16 protein-coding genes, 1 tRNA gene and 1 pseudogene are annotated in these 15,474 nt (G+C 59.1%); 12 read left to right on the top strand and 6 right to left on the bottom strand.

Going from position 1 to position 15,474, the window contains the following annotated elements:
* The 3 genes from F0169_RS05075 to F0169_RS05065 form a co-directional block, all read left to right on the top strand.
* On the top strand, positions 1 to 859 hold an 859-nt coding region (locus F0169_RS05075; RefSeq protein ID WP_152745893.1), incomplete at its 5' end, for an SAM-dependent methyltransferase.
* Entirely contained in the window at positions 852 to 1,343 is a 492-nt protein-coding gene (locus tag F0169_RS05070; protein ID WP_172979336.1) for a DUF2878 family protein, read from the top strand. The genes F0169_RS05075 and F0169_RS05070, both read left to right, overlap by 8 nt.
* A gap of 54 nt (positions 1,344 to 1,397) precedes the next feature.
* Positions 1,398 to 1,703, top strand: coding sequence for a YkgJ family cysteine cluster protein (locus tag F0169_RS05065; RefSeq protein WP_122251909.1), 306 nt, complete (start codon positions 1,398 to 1,400; stop codon positions 1,701 to 1,703).
* A 59-nt stretch (positions 1,704 to 1,762) separates the two neighbouring features.
* On the opposite strand, the gene F0169_RS05060 is transcribed toward F0169_RS05065, so the two are convergent.
* From F0169_RS05060 to hemA, 6 genes are all read right to left on the bottom strand, one after another.
* Positions 1,763 to 2,281: an acyloxyacyl hydrolase gene (locus tag F0169_RS05060; RefSeq protein WP_058411433.1), complete on the bottom strand. Its 519-nt coding sequence runs from the start codon at positions 2,279 to 2,281 to the stop codon at positions 1,763 to 1,765.
* A 111-nt stretch (positions 2,282 to 2,392) separates the two neighbouring features.
* Entirely contained in the window at positions 2,393 to 3,187 is a 795-nt protein-coding gene (murI, locus tag F0169_RS05055) for a glutamate racemase (RefSeq protein WP_152745892.1), read from the bottom strand.
* Positions 3,180 to 3,935, bottom strand: coding sequence for a molybdopterin-synthase adenylyltransferase MoeB (locus F0169_RS05050; protein WP_172979335.1), 756 nt, complete (start codon positions 3,933 to 3,935; stop codon positions 3,180 to 3,182). The genes murI and F0169_RS05050 overlap by 8 nt, the downstream gene beginning before the upstream one ends.
* Positions 3,929 to 4,759, bottom strand: a complete 831-nt coding sequence (gene prmC / locus F0169_RS05045; protein ID WP_122251911.1) for a peptide chain release factor N(5)-glutamine methyltransferase — start codon at positions 4,757 to 4,759, stop codon at positions 3,929 to 3,931. The genes F0169_RS05050 and prmC overlap by 7 nt, the downstream gene beginning before the upstream one ends.
* Positions 4,760 to 5,842 carry a peptide chain release factor 1 gene (gene prfA, locus F0169_RS05040; RefSeq protein WP_058411437.1) on the bottom strand — a complete coding sequence of 361 codons (1,083 nt, stop codon included), beginning with the start codon at positions 5,840 to 5,842 and terminating at the stop codon, positions 4,760 to 4,762.
* Entirely contained in the window at positions 5,839 to 7,128 is a 1,290-nt protein-coding gene (hemA, locus tag F0169_RS05035) for a glutamyl-tRNA reductase (protein WP_058411438.1), read from the bottom strand. The genes prfA and hemA overlap by 4 nt, the downstream gene beginning before the upstream one ends.
* A gap of 215 nt (positions 7,129 to 7,343) precedes the next feature.
* Between hemA and F0169_RS05030 the strand changes: the two genes are divergently transcribed.
* The 9 genes and pseudogenes from F0169_RS05030 (at position 7,344) to F0169_RS04990 (ending at position 15,437) form a co-directional block, all read left to right on the top strand.
* The gene (locus F0169_RS05030; RefSeq protein ID WP_058411439.1) at positions 7,344 to 9,068 is read left to right on the top strand and encodes a tetratricopeptide repeat protein; all 1,725 of its coding nucleotides are present in this window, start codon (positions 7,344 to 7,346) and stop codon (positions 9,066 to 9,068) included.
* 4 nt (positions 9,069 to 9,072) lie between these two features.
* Entirely contained in the window at positions 9,073 to 9,690 is a 618-nt protein-coding gene (lolB, locus tag F0169_RS05025; protein ID WP_058411440.1) for a lipoprotein insertase outer membrane protein LolB, read from the top strand.
* A gap of 49 nt (positions 9,691 to 9,739) precedes the next feature.
* Complete coding sequence (gene ispE, locus F0169_RS05020; RefSeq protein ID WP_152745901.1) at positions 9,740 to 10,543, top strand: 4-(cytidine 5'-diphospho)-2-C-methyl-D-erythritol kinase; 804 nt, start codon at positions 9,740 to 9,742, stop codon at positions 10,541 to 10,543.
* A gap of 37 nt (positions 10,544 to 10,580) precedes the next feature.
* A tRNA-Gln gene (locus F0169_RS05015) sits at positions 10,581 to 10,655 on the top strand.
* Between the two features lie 46 nt (positions 10,656 to 10,701).
* On the top strand, positions 10,702 to 11,643 hold the full coding sequence (locus F0169_RS05010; RefSeq protein ID WP_003208392.1) for a ribose-phosphate pyrophosphokinase: 942 nt from the start codon (positions 10,702 to 10,704) through the stop codon (positions 11,641 to 11,643).
* A gap of 138 nt (positions 11,644 to 11,781) precedes the next feature.
* Positions 11,782 to 12,387 carry a 50S ribosomal protein L25/general stress protein Ctc gene (locus F0169_RS05005; protein ID WP_058411442.1) on the top strand — a complete coding sequence of 202 codons (606 nt, stop codon included), beginning with the start codon at positions 11,782 to 11,784 and terminating at the stop codon, positions 12,385 to 12,387.
* Positions 12,388 to 12,555: 168 nt separating this feature from the next.
* Positions 12,556 to 13,140 (top strand): aminoacyl-tRNA hydrolase, encoded by a 585-nt coding sequence (gene pth / locus F0169_RS05000; protein ID WP_058411443.1) that lies wholly within the window; start codon positions 12,556 to 12,558, stop codon positions 13,138 to 13,140.
* Between the two features lie 21 nt (positions 13,141 to 13,161).
* Positions 13,162 to 14,261 (top strand): annotated as a pseudogene (gene ychF, locus F0169_RS04995) (redox-regulated ATPase YchF).
* 261 nt (positions 14,262 to 14,522) lie between these two features.
* Positions 14,523 to 15,437: a sigma 54-interacting transcriptional regulator gene (locus F0169_RS04990; RefSeq protein WP_058411456.1), complete on the top strand. Its 915-nt coding sequence runs from the start codon at positions 14,523 to 14,525 to the stop codon at positions 15,435 to 15,437.
* Positions 15,438 to 15,474 lie beyond the last annotated feature (37 nt).

Here is a 15,474-nt window from a genome sequence, read left to right as displayed (position 1 = left end):
AAAAAATATCGCCGCCCATTACGACCTGGGTAACGACCTGTTCGAAGAATTCCTCGACCCGACCATGATGTATTCGGCGGCGCAGTTCCTGAGCCCCGACGACACCCTGGAACAGGCGCAACTGAATAAACTGGAGCGCATCTGCCAGAAGCTTTCGCTCAAACCCACAGACCACTTGCTGGAAATCGGCACCGGTTGGGGCAGCATGGCGCTGTACGCGGCGCAGCATTACGGTTGCAAAGTCACCACCACCACGCTGTCCAAAGAGCAATTTGCCTACACCGAAAAACGCATCGAGGCCTTGGGGCTGAAGGGCCAGGTGACCCTGTTGCTGCAGGATTACCGCGACCTCACCGGGCAGTACGACAAGCTGGTGTCGATCGAGATGATCGAAGCCGTGGGCCACCGTTTTCTGCCGACTTACTTCAAGCAGTGCGCGCATTTGCTTAAGAGCGACGGCCTGATGTTGCTGCAAGCCATCACCATCCGTGAGCAACGTTTTGAGCAGGCCAAGAACAGCGTCGACTTCATCCAGCGCTATATTTTCCCCGGTGGCGCCCTGCCCTGTGTGCAGAATATGTTGCAGATCGTCAGCCGCGACACCGACATGAACCTGCTGCACATGGAGGACTTTGGCCTGCACTACGCGCGCACCCTGCGCCTGTGGCACGAGAACTTTCGTCGCGCACACAGCCGTCTCGCAGAGCTGGGCTACGATGAGTACTTCCTGCGCTTGTGGGAGTTCTACTTGTGCTACTGCGAAGGTGGGTTCATGGAACGCACGATTGGTACCGCGCAGTTGCTGCTGGCCAAGCCTGCCGCGATCAACCCGCCCTTGCTCGGACGTTTCAGTGCTTAAACCTTTGGCGAATGCCGCGCTGTTCCAGGGCGGCTGGTTTGCGTGCGTGCTGGGTGGCGACAGCCGCTGGTTACTCGTTGGGGTCGCCGTGCTGGCCATCCATCTGCTGTGGATAAGTTCATGGTCGAAGGACGGGCGAGCCATCCTCGCCGTGACCGTGCTGGGCACCGCGGTCGACACCGTGTTGCGCGCCTTGGACGTGTTTCATTTCAGCCTTCCAGGGCCGCTGATTCCTTTTTGGCTGATGCTGCTGTGGGCGTTGCTGGCGACCACACTGCGCCACTGCCTGGCCTGGAGCGCGCAACCCTGGTGGCGCGCCAGTGTGCTGGGGGCGTTGGGCGGGCCACTGTCGTATTACGCCGGCAGCCAATTGGCCGGCGTGCGCTTTGGTTACGCCACCGTGCCGACCCTGCTCGGCCTGGCGCTGCTGTGGGCGCTGCTGTTCCCCATGCTGCATTGGGTCGCGCGGCGGCTGGGGCGTTAACGCCCGTCAGAGCATTCATACGCGCGACACGCGCTTGCCTTACACTGCGCACCTATGACCAACATCCCGCATACCCAAATCCCCGAACCCGCCGTCACTTGCTCGACGTGCGCGGCCTGTTGCTGCCAGCTGGAAGTGATGCTGATCACCGACACCGGCGTACCGGAGCGCTATATCGATACCGACGATTGGGGCGGTGAAGTGATGCTGCGCCTGGATGACGGCTGGTGCGCGGCGCTGGATCGAAACACCATGATGTGTTCGATTTATGAACGCCGGCCGCTGATCTGCCGGGAATTCGAGATGGGTGCGCCGGAATGTCTGACCGAGCGTGAAGGGATTGCGACGGTGTATCGCTGAGCGTTGGATAAGTACCGGGCCAATGTGGGAGTGCGCGTCGCGCCCTCCCACATTAAGCATTACAGCGGCATTGTGTAGTGCAGCGCGTAACTCTCTACGCCGTCATTATTGCTGCTGATGCCTGCGTTGGAATAATGCGTGGCGCGAATACCCACTTCATGCCCACCGGTAAAGCGCAAGCCAAAGCCAAAGCGGTCTTCAAACTGGAAGGCTTGGCCGATGTTGTTGTCTTCCAGGCGCGTACGTGAGAATACCGCCACGCCGACACCCGCTTCGATGTAAGGCTTGACCGACTCGCCGGCAAACTCATACACAAATACCGGCGAGAACGACAGGCTGCTGGCGCCCGCACGATCATCACCTTCCCAGTAGGTATATGCACCGCTCCAGTAGCCGGTCAGACGCCCCACATTGCTTTGCATCCAGCTCTTATCCCAATCCGACGTCAGCCCCAGACGATACGTCATGGTCGAACTGCTTGTGCTCCCCACTCCAAATTCCAGGCCCGCCGCCTGCGCCGAAATAGAGTGCCCCACTACCGCGGCCGCAATCGCAGCCAAACAGAACAAGCGCTTCATATGAAACAGTCCTTGAGTACTAAGTTGTATGATTTTGTACAGGCAATCCCGCTATAGAAGCCAACGCGCAACCAGAAGTTCAGCCACTAACGACGATATTTCACGTTTTTTTTACGCGTTAAAGCTTCGCACAACTGCAAGATGTTTCCATAGGGTAGGTAGGACATTTCGCAGGTGATACACGTCACCGCTGGTCCAGAACTGCGCGGGCTGAGGGGTGCCGCTGGCCAACAGGTCACGCTCGCCCAACAACCGCTTGAGCTGACGCGCTACTGCGGCGCCGGTGTCGATCAGAATGATGCTTGAGGGAAGCATCTGCGCCAGAAGCGGCTTGAGGAAGGGATAATGCGTGCAGCCGAGAATAATCGTGTCGCAGCCGGCGCTGAGCAATGGCTCGACATACCCGTGCAACCTCTGGCGCAGCAGCGGGCTGCCGAGGTCGCCGGTTTCTATCAGTTCGACCAGGCCTGGGCACGGCTGGGTGACCACACGCACGTCGGTGGCGAAGCGGTCGAGCAAGGCTGCGAACTTGGCGCTTTGCAGGGTGCCGGTGGTCGCGAGAACGCCGACCACGCCATTGCGCGTGGCGGCTGCCGCAGGTTTGACGGCGGGCTCCATGCCCACCAATGGCCAGCCTGGGTAGTCCTGGCGCAGGTCGGCGACGGCCGCAACGGTCGCGGTGTTGCAAGCAATCACAAAGGCCTTGGCGCCCTGCTCGCGGAAAAATTCGGCGACGCGCCGGGAGCGCTCAAGAATGAACGCCGGGGTTTTCTCGCCGTAGGGAATATGCCCGCAATCGGCCACGTACAACAGCGACTCATGCGGCAACAACTGTTGGATTTCATCCAGCACCGACAGGCCGCCGACACCGGAATCGAACACACCGACTGGCGCGCTCTTAACCATGCTGAGTCCCACACACGCTGCAACCGGGGTCGCGCTTGACGCGTAATTCGCGAAACCGCGTGGTCAAGGCATCGATCAGCAACAGCCGGCCCACCAGCGGCTCGCCAAAACCTGCCAACAGTTTCAGGGCTTCCAGGGCTTGCAGGCTGCCGACCAGGCCGACCAACGGGCCAACCACACCGGCTTCGCTGCAGGTCAGTTCGGTGTCGCTGCCGTGCCCGTATAAACAGTGGTAACACGGGCTGTCGGCGCGGCGCGGGTCAAACACCGACAATTGCCCTTCGAGGCGAATCGCTGCGCCGCTGATCAATGGTTTGCCCGAGGCGACACACGCGGCGTTGACGGCTTCGCGGGTGCCGAAGTTGTCGCTGCAATCAAGCACCACGTCCACCGCCGCGACCTTGGCGGCAAGCGAGTCGGCATCCAACGCTGTGCGATGCGCGACCAAGCTGATTTCAGGGTTGATGGTGCTCAGGCGGCGCATGGCCGAATCGACCTTGGCCTGCCCGACGCTGTCGGTGTCATGGATGATCTGGCGCTGCAAGTTGGTCAGGTCAACGCTGTCGAAGTCGGCCAAGTGCAACTCGCCGACACCGGCCGCCGCCAGGTACAGCGCGACGGGCGCGCCCAGGCCACCGAGACCGACGATCAACGCGCGGCTGTTTTTCAGGCGCAACTGACCCTCGATGTCGACATGCTGCAACAGAATCTGTCGGCTATAGCGCAACAGCTCCTGGTCGGTCAGCACGGCCGGCGGCCCAGGCTGATGCGCTCGTGGCCGCCGAGGTCAATGCGGCTGTGAACGTCTTCAAAACCCTCGCCCAACAACAGCTCACGCACGGCCTCGGCCTGGTCGTAACCGTGTTCCAGCAGCAGCCAGCCAGCCGCATTCAAGTGCGCCGGGGCCGCGGCGATGATCAGCCGCAGGTCGTCGAGGCCGTCATGGCCTGCCACCAATGCACTGGCCGGTTCAAAGCGCACATCGCCCGCCACCAGGTGCGGGTCATTGTCGGCTATGTACGGCGGGTTGCTGATGATCAGGTCGAAGGTGTGACCTTGCAGCGCGCTGAACCAGTGGCTGTTCAGCACCGTGGCATTTTTAAGGTGCAGGCGCTGGCGATTGCGTTCGGCCAGGGCAACGGCTTCCAACACCCGGTCGACCGCCGTGACCTGCCAGGCCGGGCGTTCACTGGCCAGGGCCAAGGCGATGGCGCCGCTGCCGGTGCCCAGGTCGAGGACCTTGGCCGGTGTAGCCGCGAGCAATTCCAAGGCAGCTTCCACCAGCAACTCGGTCTCGGGGCGCGGGATCAGCGTGTGCGGCGCGACTTCCAGGTCCAACTTCCAGAAGCCTTGTTGCCCGAGGATATACGCCACCGGCTCACCGCCACGGCGACGTTGCAGAAAGTCGGCAAAGGTCAGCGCCGCTTCGCTGCTGACAATTTTTTCGGGCCAGGTGTGCAGGTAGCTGCGCGATTTACCCAAGGCAGCGGCGAGCAACAGTTCCACATCCAGACGCGCAGTCGGCGAGTCGGGCAAGTCGGCGGCGCGCAGCATGCTGGCAATAATGGTCATTTATTCACCTATCGCCGCCAATTGGTCAGCCTGGTATTCGGCGAGCAACGGCTCGATCACCGCGTCCACGCCACCGGCAAGAATTTCGTCGAGGGAATAAAGGGTCAGGTTTACCCGGTGATCGGTGACCCGGCCCTGGGCAAAGTTGTAGGTACGAATGCGCTCGGAGCGGTCGCCCGAACCCACCAGCAATTTACGCTCGCTGGCAATCGCATTGGCGGCGGCGCTGGTCTGTTGGTCGTTGAGTTTGGCCGATAGCCAGGACATGGCCCGCGCACGGTTTTTGTGCTGCGAACGCTCTTCCTGGCATTCCACCACGATGCCCGACGGCAAGTGCGTGATGCGAATCGCCGAGTCGGTCTTGTTCACGTGCTGGCCACCGGCGCCGGACGAGCGGTAGGTGTCGACACGCAAGTCCGCCGGGTTGATCTCGATGGCTTCCTGCTCGTCCGGCTCGGGCAATACCGCCACGGTGCATGCCGAAGTGTGGATACGGCCCTGCGATTCAGTCGCCGGGACCCGCTGCACACGGTGGGCACCGGACTCGAACTTCAATTTGCCGTAGACATTGTCGCCTTCAACCCGCGCGATGACTTCTTTATAGCCGCCGTGTTCGCCCTCGTTCTCGGACAGAATCTCGACACGCCAGCCGCGCCGCTCGGCGTAGCGCGAATACATACGAAACAAGTCGCCGGAGAAAATCGCCGCCTCGTCACCACCAGTGCCGGCGCGGATTTCGAGGAATACGTTGCGCCCATCGTTAGGGTCTTTGGGCAGCAACATGCGCTGCAGGTCGCCTTCCAGCTCAAGCAGCTTGTCTTTGGCTTCGCGAACTTCTTCCACGGCCATTTCACGCATGTCCGGGTCGCTGTCCTTGAGCAGCGCTTGCGCACCTTCGAGGTCAGCCTGGGTTTTCAGCCAATGGGTGTAAGTCGCCGCAATGGGTTCAACTTCCGCGTATTCCTTGGAATAGGTGCGGAACTTTGTCTGATCGGAGATGATTTCGCCATCCCCGAGCAAGGCGGTCAGTTCTTCAAAACGGTCCTGGAGCACGTCCAGTTTATTGAGCAGTGACGCTTTCATTGCGGTTTTTTATCCGAAGAGCTGTCTGACGCGCCCTCACCGAGGGCAAAGAGTTCCTGGGCCATGGCCAGCGCATCAAGGCGGCCTTCGGCGGTAAGCTTTTTCAACTGTACGCTGGGTGCGTGGAGCAACTTATTGGTCAAGCCACGCGCCAGTTGCAGCAGCACCTCTTCGGCGCTGCTGCCATTGGCGAGCAAACGCTGGGCCTTGATCAACTCCTCGTCGCGCAGGCGTTCGCCCTGCTGACGGTAGGCCTTAAGCACGTCGACGGCCGCCAATTCACGCAGGCGCACCATAAAATCTTCGGCGCCGACGCTGACCATTTCCTCGGCAGCCTGGGCAGCACCCTGGCGACTTTTGAGGTTTTCAGCGACCACTTCATGCAAATCGTCGACGCTGTAGAGGTAAACGTCGTCCAACTCGCCGACTTCCGGCTCGATGTCACGCGGGACCGCGATGTCCACCATAAAGATCGGCTTGTGCTTGCGCAGCTTCAGCGCGCTCTCGACCGCGCCTTTGCCAAGGATCGGCAGTTGGCTGGCGGTGGAGCTGATAACGATGTCGCTGCGCACCAGTTCAGCCGGGATGTCCGACAGCAGCACCGCGTGCGCACCGAACTGCTCGGCGAGAATGCTCGCACGTTCCAGGGTGCGGTTGGCGACCACAATACGCTTCACGCCCAAGTCGTGCAGGTGACGGGCGACCAAGGTGATGGTTTCACCGGCGCCGATCAGCAAGGCCTGGCTGCGCTGCAAGTCGCTGAAAATCTGTTTGGCCAGGCTGACGGCGGCAAACGCCACGGACACCGGGTTTTCACCGATGGCGGTGTCGGTGCGCACCTGCTTGGCGGAATTGAACGTGGCCTGGAACAAGCGGCCGAGCAGCGGCCCCACGGTGCCGGCCTCGCGGGCCACGGCGTAGGCGGATTTCATCTGGCCGAGGATCTGTGGTTCGCCCAACACCAGCGAGTCGAGCCCGGAGGCGACGCGCATCATGTGACGAACTGCCGCATTATCTTCATGCACATAAGCACACGCGCGCAGGTCGTCGAGGCCCAAATGGTGATAATCGGCCAGCCAGCGCAGCACCCCATCCGCTGACAGATGCTCCTGCTCTATATAAAGCTCGCTGCGATTGCAGGTCGAAAGGATCGCAGCTTCGCGGCTGTCGGTGAGCCGGCAGAGCTGCTGCAAGGCCTCAACCAACTGCTCCGGCGTAAACGCCACGCGCTCGCGCACGTCTACGGAAGCAGTCTTGTGGTTAATACCGAGTGCGAGGAAGGCCATTCAATATCGCTGATGATGTCGGGAAGCCGTCAATTGTCCTACTTCGAAAGATCCAGAACAACCACCGTCGTCTATTGTCCTTATACATTGAGCCTATGCAGGTGCGAGCGCGCCCCTGCAAAGCCAGGATTTAGAGCATTACGGGTGCCCCGGTTATGTTTGGCCGAAGGCTTGTGTCATGATGATCCGACCGCAGGTTAGTCGTCCTCTCCGATATGAATAGATCTTCCGCGTTGTTCCTTGCTCTCATCTTCCTCAGCGGCTGCCAAGCTTTGGCACCCGTGTCGCCGGACGCTACGCCGCCGGTGGAAGACAGCCCTCCCGTCCCTGAAAAGCCGAAGGTTTATTCCTCGTTCAAAGAAGAAACGGTGTACAGCCTGCTGTCGGCGGAACTCGCCGGCCAGCGTAATCGTTTCGACATTGCGCTGGATAACTACGTGACCCAGGCCATCAACACACAGGACCCGGGCATCGCGGAGCGCGCGTTTCGCATCGCCGAGTACCTGGGCGCGGACCAGGCGGCACTCGATACCTCGCTGATCTGGGCGAAAAACGCGCCGGACGATCTCGAAGCACAGCGCGCGGCGGCGGTTCAACTGGCGCGCGCCGGGCGCTATGACGACTCCATGGTGTACATGGAGAAAGTCCTGCAGGGCAAAGGTGACACGCATTTCGACTTCCTTGCGCTGTCGGCTGCCGATACCGACCAGGGCACGCGTAATGGCCTGATGAAAAGTTTTGACCGCCTGCTGCAAAAGCATCCGAAGAACAGCCAGCTGATTTTCGGCAAGGCCTTGCTGCTGCAACAAGATGATGAGGCCGACGCCGCGCTCAAGTTGCTGGAGCAGAACCCGCCGGAAGACGGCGAAATCGCCCCGATTTTGCTGCGCGCGCGCCTGCTGCAGAACCTCAATCGCGGCAAGGAAGCGATTCCGCTGCTGGAAAAAAGCATCAAGAAATACCCGGACGACAAGCGTTTGCGCCTGACGTATGCGCGCATGCTGGTTGAGCAGGACCGCATGGCGGACGCCAAAGTGCAGTTCGCCAACCTGGTGCAGCAATACCCGGACGACGACGAGTTGCGCTACTCCCTGGCACTGGTGTGCCTGGAAGCCAAGGCCTGGGACGAGGCCAAGGGCTATCTGGAAGAGTTGATCCAACGCGAAAGCCACGTCGACTCGGCGCACTTGAACCTCGGCCGTATCGCCGAGGAGCGCAACGACCCGCAAGCCGCGCTGCTCGAATACGCGCAGGTTGGCCCTGGTAACGACTACCTGCCGGCCCAATTGCGCCAGGCCGACATCCTGATCAGCAATGGCCGCACCGACGAGGCGGAAAAACGCCTGGCCGCCGCGCGCGACGCCGAACCGGATTACGCGATTCAGTTGTACCTGATCCAGGCCGAGACCCTGTCGGCCAACAATCAGGGCGAGCGCGCCTGGAAACTGCTGCAACAAGCCTTGTTGCAATACCCCGACGATTTGAACCTGCTGTACACCCGTGCCATGCAGGCGGAAAAACGCAATGACCTGGCGCAGATGGAAAAAGACCTGCGGCTGATCATCAAACGCGACCCGGACAACGCCATGGCGCTGAACGCCTTGGGCTATACCTTGTCCGACCGCACCACGCGTTACGCCGAAGCCAAAGTGCTGATTGAACAAGCGCACAAGCTCAACCCGGAAGACCCGGCCGTGCTCGACAGCCTTGGCTGGGTAAACTACCGCCTGGGCAACCTGGACGAGGCCGAACGCTTGCTGCGCCAGGCGCTGGAGCGTTTTCCCGACCAGGAGGTGGCAGCGCACCTGGGTGAAGTACTGTGGGCCAACGGCAAACAGCGCGAAGCCCGTCAAATCTGGGAGAAGTTCCTCAAGGAGCAACCCGAAAGCCCTATCCTGCGCGGCACCATCAAGCGCCTGACCGGATCCGAGACCCTTTAAGCTTATGTTCTTGCGCCACGTTATTGTTTTCAGTTTTATCGCCTTGCTCGCCGGTTGCGCGGGCACAGGCAGCCGTGAATCCGTTGAAGGCCAGGGCAACCCGGCACAATGGCAACAACACAAGGACCAGCTCAGCAGCATCGATGGCTGGCAGATCGAAGGCAAAGTCGGGGTGCGCGCGCCGAAAGACTCCGGCAGCGGCACGTTGTTCTGGCTGCAACGCCAGGATTACTACGACATTCGTTTGTCTGGCCCGCTGGGCCGCGGCGCTGCGCGCCTGACCGGTCGGCCTGGGCAGGTGAGCCTTGAAGTGGCCAACCAGGGCCGCTATGAAGCGCCCACCCCGGAAGCGTTGCTGGAAGAACAGATTGGCTGGAAGTTGCCGGTCTCGCACCTGGTGTGGTGGGTACGTGGTTTGCCCGCACCCGACAGTAAAAGTCGCCTGAGCCTCAACGGCGACAGCCGCCTGGCCACCCTGGAGCAGGATGGCTGGCAGGTTGAATACTTAAGCTACGTGCAGCAAAGCGGTTACTGGCTGCCCGAGCGCATCAAGCTGCACGGCACTGACCTGGATGTGACGCTGGTGATCAAGGACTGGCAACCGCGCAAGCTGGGGCAATAACGTGAACGCAGACCGCCTGACCCTGCCCGCCCCGGCCAAACTCAATTTGATGCTGCACATTCTGGGTCGCCGCGAAGACGGCTACCACGAGTTGCAGACGCTGTTTCAATTTCTCGACTACGGCGATGAACTGACCTTCGCCGTACGCGACGATGGCGTGATCCGGTTGCATACAGCCTTTGAAGGTGTGCCCCACGACAGCAACCTGATTGTGAAGGCCGCAAAAAAACTTCAAGAGCAATCAGGTTGCCCGCTCGGCATCGACCTCTGGATCAATAAAATTTTGCCCATGGGCGGCGGCATTGGTGGCGGCAGCTCAAATGCCGCGACCACGCTGCTGGGTCTTAATCATTTGTGGAAGCTTGGCTGGAGCCCTGATCGCTTGGCGGCGCTGGGCCTGACACTGGGCGCCGACGTGCCGGTTTTCGTGCACGGGCACGCCGCTTTTGCTGAGGGTGTGGGCGAAAAACTCACCCCGGAATACCCCGAAGAGCCGTGGTATGTCGTGCTTGTTCCGCAAGTATCTGTAAGTACAGCAGAAATTTTTTCAGATCCACTGTTGACACGTAACTCTCCTCCCATTAAAGTGCGCCCCGTTCCCAAGGGAAACAGTCGAAATGACTGCTTGCCGGTTGTAGCAAGGCGTTATCCAGAGGTACGTAACGCTTTGAATTTGTTAGGTAAATTTACCGAAGCAAAATTAACCGGCACTGGAAGTTGTGTGTTTGGGGGCTTCCCAAGCAAAGCTGAAGCTGATAAAGTCTCGGCCCTTCTTACAGAGACCCTTACAGGGTTTGTAGCAAAGGGAAGCAACATTTCGATGTTGCATCGCACGCTGCAAAATCTGCTCTAAAAGGAACCGAGTGTTAGGCACTCGTTGCAACAGATACAGGGGCGTCGCCAAGCGGTAAGGCAGCAGGTTTTGATCCTGCCATGCGTTGGTTCGAATCCAGCCGCCCCTGCCATTTTCTAATACTCATCCAGGTTACCCTCAGCCTCTAGGTACTGCGCGTGTCCAAGATGATGGTCTTTACGGGGAACGCCAACCCCGATCTGGCTCGACGTGTCGTACGTCAGCTGCATATCCCTCTCGGTGACATCTCTGTCGGCAAATTTTCCGACGGCGAAATTACAGCCGAGATCAATGAAAACGTCCGCGGTAAAGATGTCTTCATTATTCAGCCGACCTGCGCTCCGACCAACGATAACCTGATGGAACTCGTCGTGATGGCTGATGCCTTCCGCCGCTCCTCAGCGACTCGAATCACAGCTGTAATCCCTTACTTTGGTTATGCCCGTCAGGATCGCCGTCCGCGTTCCGCACGTGTGGCTATCAGCGCGAAAGTCGTCGCTGACATGCTGACCGTGGTAGGCATCGACCGTGTTCTCACGGTTGACCTGCACGCTGACCAAATTCAGGGTTTCTTCGATATTCCAGTGGATAACATCTACGGCTCCCCAGTATTGGTGGATGACATTGAAGATCAGCGCTTTGAAAACCTGATGATCGTGTCCCCGGACATTGGTGGCGTCGTGCGTGCACGTGCCGTTGCCAAATCCCTGGGCGTGGACCTCGGGATCATCGACAAACGCCGTGAAAAAGCCAATCACTCTGAAGTGATGCATATCATCGGTGATGTCGAAGGGCGTACCTGTATTCTGGTTGATGACATGGTCGACACCGCAGGCACACTGTGCCACGCGGCAAAAGCCTTGAAAGAGCACGGTGCCGCTAAAGTCTTCGCCTACTGCACACACCCTGTGCTGTCGGGCCGAGCGATCGAGAACATCGAGAACTCCATGCTGGATGAACTGGTGGTGACTAACACCATCCCGTTGTCCGCTGCTGCTCAAGCCTGTTCGCGTATCCGCCAACTGGATATCGCGCCGGTAGTTGCCGAGGCGGTTCGCCGCATCAGCAATGAAGAATCGATCAGCGCGATGTTCCGCTAAGGGTCAAACCTTCGGAACCTCTCACTGACGAAAAGCGCCCCGCCCCAGCATTCTGCCGGGGCGGGGCTTTTTTGCCCATATCGCCTTTAGCGCTGGTCGCAAACGCTGGGGCGAATGTGGTTATTTTGGAGATACAACATGAACGATTTTACTCTGAATGCTGAACTGCGTTCCGACCTGGGGAAAGGTGCGAGCCGCCGCCTGCGTCGTCTCGCAAGCCTGGTTCCAGCTGTAGTTTACGGTGGCGAAAAAGCCCCTGAATCCATCAGCATGCTGGCTAAAGAAGTTGCCAAACTGCTCGAAAACGATGCTGCCTACAGCCACGTTATCGAACTGAACGTTGGCGGCAAAAAGCAGAACGTCATCATCAAAGCTCTGCAACGTCACCCATCCAAGGGCCACGTTTTGCACGCTGACTTCATCCGTGTCGTAGCGGGCCAGAAACTGACCGCTATCGTGCCTGTGCACTTTGTTGGTGAAGAAGCTCCGATCAAGAAAGGTGGCGTTGTTTCCCACACGACTACCGAGATCGAAGTAAGCTGCCTGCCGAAAGATCTGCCTGAGTTCATCGAAGTCGACCTGTCGGCCGCTGAAATCGGCACCATCATTCACCTGTCCGACCTCAAAGCCCCTAAAGGCGTTGAGTTCGTAGCACTGGCTCACAACGACGACAAGGCTGTTGCCAACGTCCACGCGCCACGTGTTGTAGCTGAAGATGAAGAAGGCGAAACCGCTGCAGAGTAATGCTCTCTGCAACGTCGGAGCTTGAGGCAACATCGCGGACCGAAACGTAGCGAGAAAGCGGGCGATAACGCGAAGTTTATCTCTGGATAAGTGAGCTCCTGTCGTCCACTTTCGCCGCACAACGGTTGCGGCGATGTTACCCACAACTCCAAAGGAAGGGCCCCTGTCGTGACCGCCATTAAACTGATCGTTGGCCTGGGAAATCCAGGCGCCGAATACGAACAGACCCGGCATAACGCGGGGGCCTTTTTTGTTGAGCGCATCGCCCACGCCCAAGGTGTAAACCTGGTGGCCGATCGCAAATATTTTGGCCTGACCGGGCGCTTCTCGCATCAGGGTCAGGATGTTCGTCTACTGATTCCCACCACCTACATGAACCGCAGCGGCCAGTCTGTAGCGGCGCTTGCGGGCTTCTTCCGGATCAAACCCGAAGAAATCCTGGTGGCCCATGACGAACTGGACCTGCCACCCGGCGTTGCCAAGCTCAAGCTGGGCGGCGGGCATGGCGGGCACAATGGCCTGCGCGACATCATCGCGCAGTTGGGCAATCAGAATAATTTTTACCGTCTGCGGCTTGGCATTGGCCACCCAGGCGTTGCCAGTATGGTTTCAAATTTCGTCCTGGGTCGTGCGCCACGCGCCGAACAGGAAAAACTCGATGCCAGCATCGACTTTGCCCTCGGCGTGCTGCCGGATATCTTCGCCGGTGAATGGAACCGTGCGATGAAAAACCTGCACAGCCAGAAGGCCTGACTTTTACCGAGGGGAAACACCATGGGATTCAATTGCGGCATCGTCGGCCTGCCCAACGTCGGCAAATCCACCCTGTTCAACGCCCTGACCAAGTCCGGTATTGCGGCGGAGAACTTCCCCTTCTGCACCATCGAACCGAACAGCGGCATCGTGGCCATGCCGGACCCGCGCTTGCAAGCCCTGGCGGCCATCGTCAACCCCAAGCGCGTGCTGCCGACCACCATGGAATTCGTCGACATCGCAGGCCTGGTAGCCGGCGCGTCGAAAGGCGAAGGCCTGGGCAACAAGTTCCTGGCCAACATCCGTGAAACCGATGCCATCGCCCATGTGGTCCGCTGCTTTGAAGACGAGAACGTGATTCACGTCTCTAACAGCGTCGACCCAAAACGCGACATCGAGATCATCGACCTGGAGCTGATTTTCGCCGACCTCGACAGCTGCGAAAAGCAACTGCAGAAAGTTGCGCGTAACGCCAAGGGTGGTGACAAGGACGCCGTGGTCCAAAAAGCCCTGCTGGAGCAATTGATCGCTCACTTCACCGTCGGCAAACCGGCGCGCAGCCTGATGAAGAGCATGAGCGCCGACGAAAAAGCGGTGGTAAAAGGCTTCCATCTGCTGACCACCAAGCCGGTGATGTACATCGCCAACGTCGCTGAAGACGGCTTCGAGAACAACCCGCTGCTCGACGTGGTCAAGGCCATCGCCGACGAAGAAGGCGCGATTGTGGTGCCGGTGTGCAACAAGATCGAAGCAGAAATCGCCGAGCTGGACGACGGCGAAGAGAAAGACATGTTCCTTGAGGCCTTGGGCCTGGAAGAGCCTGGCTTGAACCGTGTGATCCGCGCAGGCTACGAAATGCTGCACCTGCAGACTTACTTCACCGCCGGTGTCGAAGAAGTCCGCGCCTGGACCGTCAAAGTCGGCGCACCGCCCCACAGGCCGCTGGCGTGATTCACACCGACTTCGAAAAAGGCTTCATCCGCGCCGAAGTGATCGCCTACGACGACTTCATCCAGTACAAGGGTGAGGCTGGCACCAAGGAAGCCGGTAAATGGCGCCTGGAAGGCAAGGAATACATCGTCAAGGATGGCGACGTGATGCACTTTCGTTTCAACGTGTAAGCATTACTGGCGGCTTTGGCCGCCCACAAAAAGCGATGCACTGCATCGGCTTTTTTGTGGGCGAGTGATTAACCCCAGGCCTTTTTAACCTGAAAAACAATTGAGCCGCATTAACCGCCCAACACATCTAACTTCTCCTACATCATTCGCGCAAGTTCCTACTTTTAAAATAGAACAAAAAATCTATAATTTCCATTCCGCTGACCGGTGCCTGCTGACCGCTGCCTAACTAGTACACCGTGATAATGGAGCACCCATGCGATGTCGGACTCCTACAATAGGGACATTGAAACGGCCCCCTCACTTATTGAGGGTCCAGACATTGAAAATACACTTAACAGCACCGCGTCACTTAATATAGACATCCTGTTACTGGGCGAAACCGGTACGGGCAAGGATACCTTGGCCCAGCGGGTTCATCGTTTGTCGAGACGGCGCGGCAGCTTCATTGCGGTCAATTGTGCCGCCATCCCGGACAGCCTCGCAGAAAGCCAATTGTTCGGCGTCAACAGCGGCGCCTTTACCGGGGCAATGCAGTCGCGGGCAGGCTTTGTTGAGGCGGCTCATCTGGGCACCCTGTACCTTGATGAGATCGACAGCATGCCCTTGAACCTGCAGGCCAAATTGCTTCGGGTGCTGGAGTCGCGTGGCGTTGAAAGGCTTGGTTCAACCCGCTTCATCCCGGTCGATATGCGGGTTATTGCTTCCGCCCAGCAGTCACTGGACCAAATGGTCGAGCAAGGCACCTTCCGGCGCGACCTGTATTTTCGACTGAATGTGGTCAGCCTCCAACTCCCGGCCCTGCGCGACCAACGAGAAAGGATCATCCCCTTGTTCCTGGAGATGGTCCAACAAGAGGCGGACCTTTTCAAATGCCCTGCTCCGACCCCGCCCGGTGAGTTATTGCAACAGTTGCTGTGCCACGCCTGGCTGGGCAATGTGCGCGAACTGCGCTCGACCGCCAAGCGGTTCGTACTGGGATTACCCGCGCTTTCGCTGCCCCTGAGCAATCAGCACGACGGCGAAATGAGCCTGAAGGCACGCTTGCAACAAATTGAAAAAGCCCTGATTGAAGAATCACTGCGCCGCAACGACCATTCAGTCGATAGCGCAGCGATTGAGTTGGGCGTCGCCAAACGCACGCTCTATTACCGCATGAAGCAACTCGAAATATAACCAGCAGCGTGCGACAGCTGAAACTTTCCTCTGGCGT

The organism is Pseudomonas kitaguniensis, assembly GCF_009296165.1.
In the GTDB taxonomy this organism is placed as follows: domain Bacteria; phylum Pseudomonadota; class Gammaproteobacteria; order Pseudomonadales; family Pseudomonadaceae; genus Aquipseudomonas; species Aquipseudomonas kitaguniensis.
Note: the sequence above shows the minus strand (reverse complement) of the source record. Positions and strands in the feature narration are given on the sequence as shown.

What these genes read in the sequence shown, in the direction of transcription:
- F0169_RS05065 (WP_122251909.1), top strand. Translation starts at nt 1,398, where the DNA reads ATGACCAACATCCCGCATACCCAAATCCCCGAACCCGCCGTCACTTGC.
- lolB (WP_058411440.1), top strand. Translation starts at nt 9,073, where the DNA reads ATGTTCTTGCGCCACGTTATTGTTTTCAGTTTTATCGCCTTGCTCGCC.
- prfA (WP_058411437.1), bottom strand. Translation starts at nt 5,842, where the DNA reads ATGAAAGCGTCACTGCTCAATAAACTGGACGTGCTCCAGGACCGTTTT.
- ispE (WP_152745901.1), top strand. Translation starts at nt 9,740, where the DNA reads ATGCTGCACATTCTGGGTCGCCGCGAAGACGGCTACCACGAGTTGCAG.
- F0169_RS05005 (WP_058411442.1), top strand. Translation starts at nt 11,782, where the DNA reads ATGAACGATTTTACTCTGAATGCTGAACTGCGTTCCGACCTGGGGAAA.
- F0169_RS05060 (WP_058411433.1), bottom strand. Translation starts at nt 2,281, where the DNA reads ATGAAGCGCTTGTTCTGTTTGGCTGCGATTGCGGCCGCGGTAGTGGGG.
- hemA (WP_058411438.1), bottom strand. Translation starts at nt 7,128, where the DNA reads ATGGCCTTCCTCGCACTCGGTATTAACCACAAGACTGCTTCCGTAGAC.
- prmC (WP_122251911.1), bottom strand. Translation starts at nt 4,759, where the DNA reads ATGACCATTATTGCCAGCATGCTGCGCGCCGCCGACTTGCCCGACTCG.
- murI (WP_152745892.1), bottom strand. Translation starts at nt 3,187, where the DNA reads ATGGTTAAGAGCGCGCCAGTCGGTGTGTTCGATTCCGGTGTCGGCGGC.
- F0169_RS04990 (WP_058411456.1), top strand. Translation starts at nt 14,523, where the DNA reads ATGTCGGACTCCTACAATAGGGACATTGAAACGGCCCCCTCACTTATT.
- F0169_RS05030 (WP_058411439.1), top strand. Translation starts at nt 7,344, where the DNA reads ATGAATAGATCTTCCGCGTTGTTCCTTGCTCTCATCTTCCTCAGCGGC.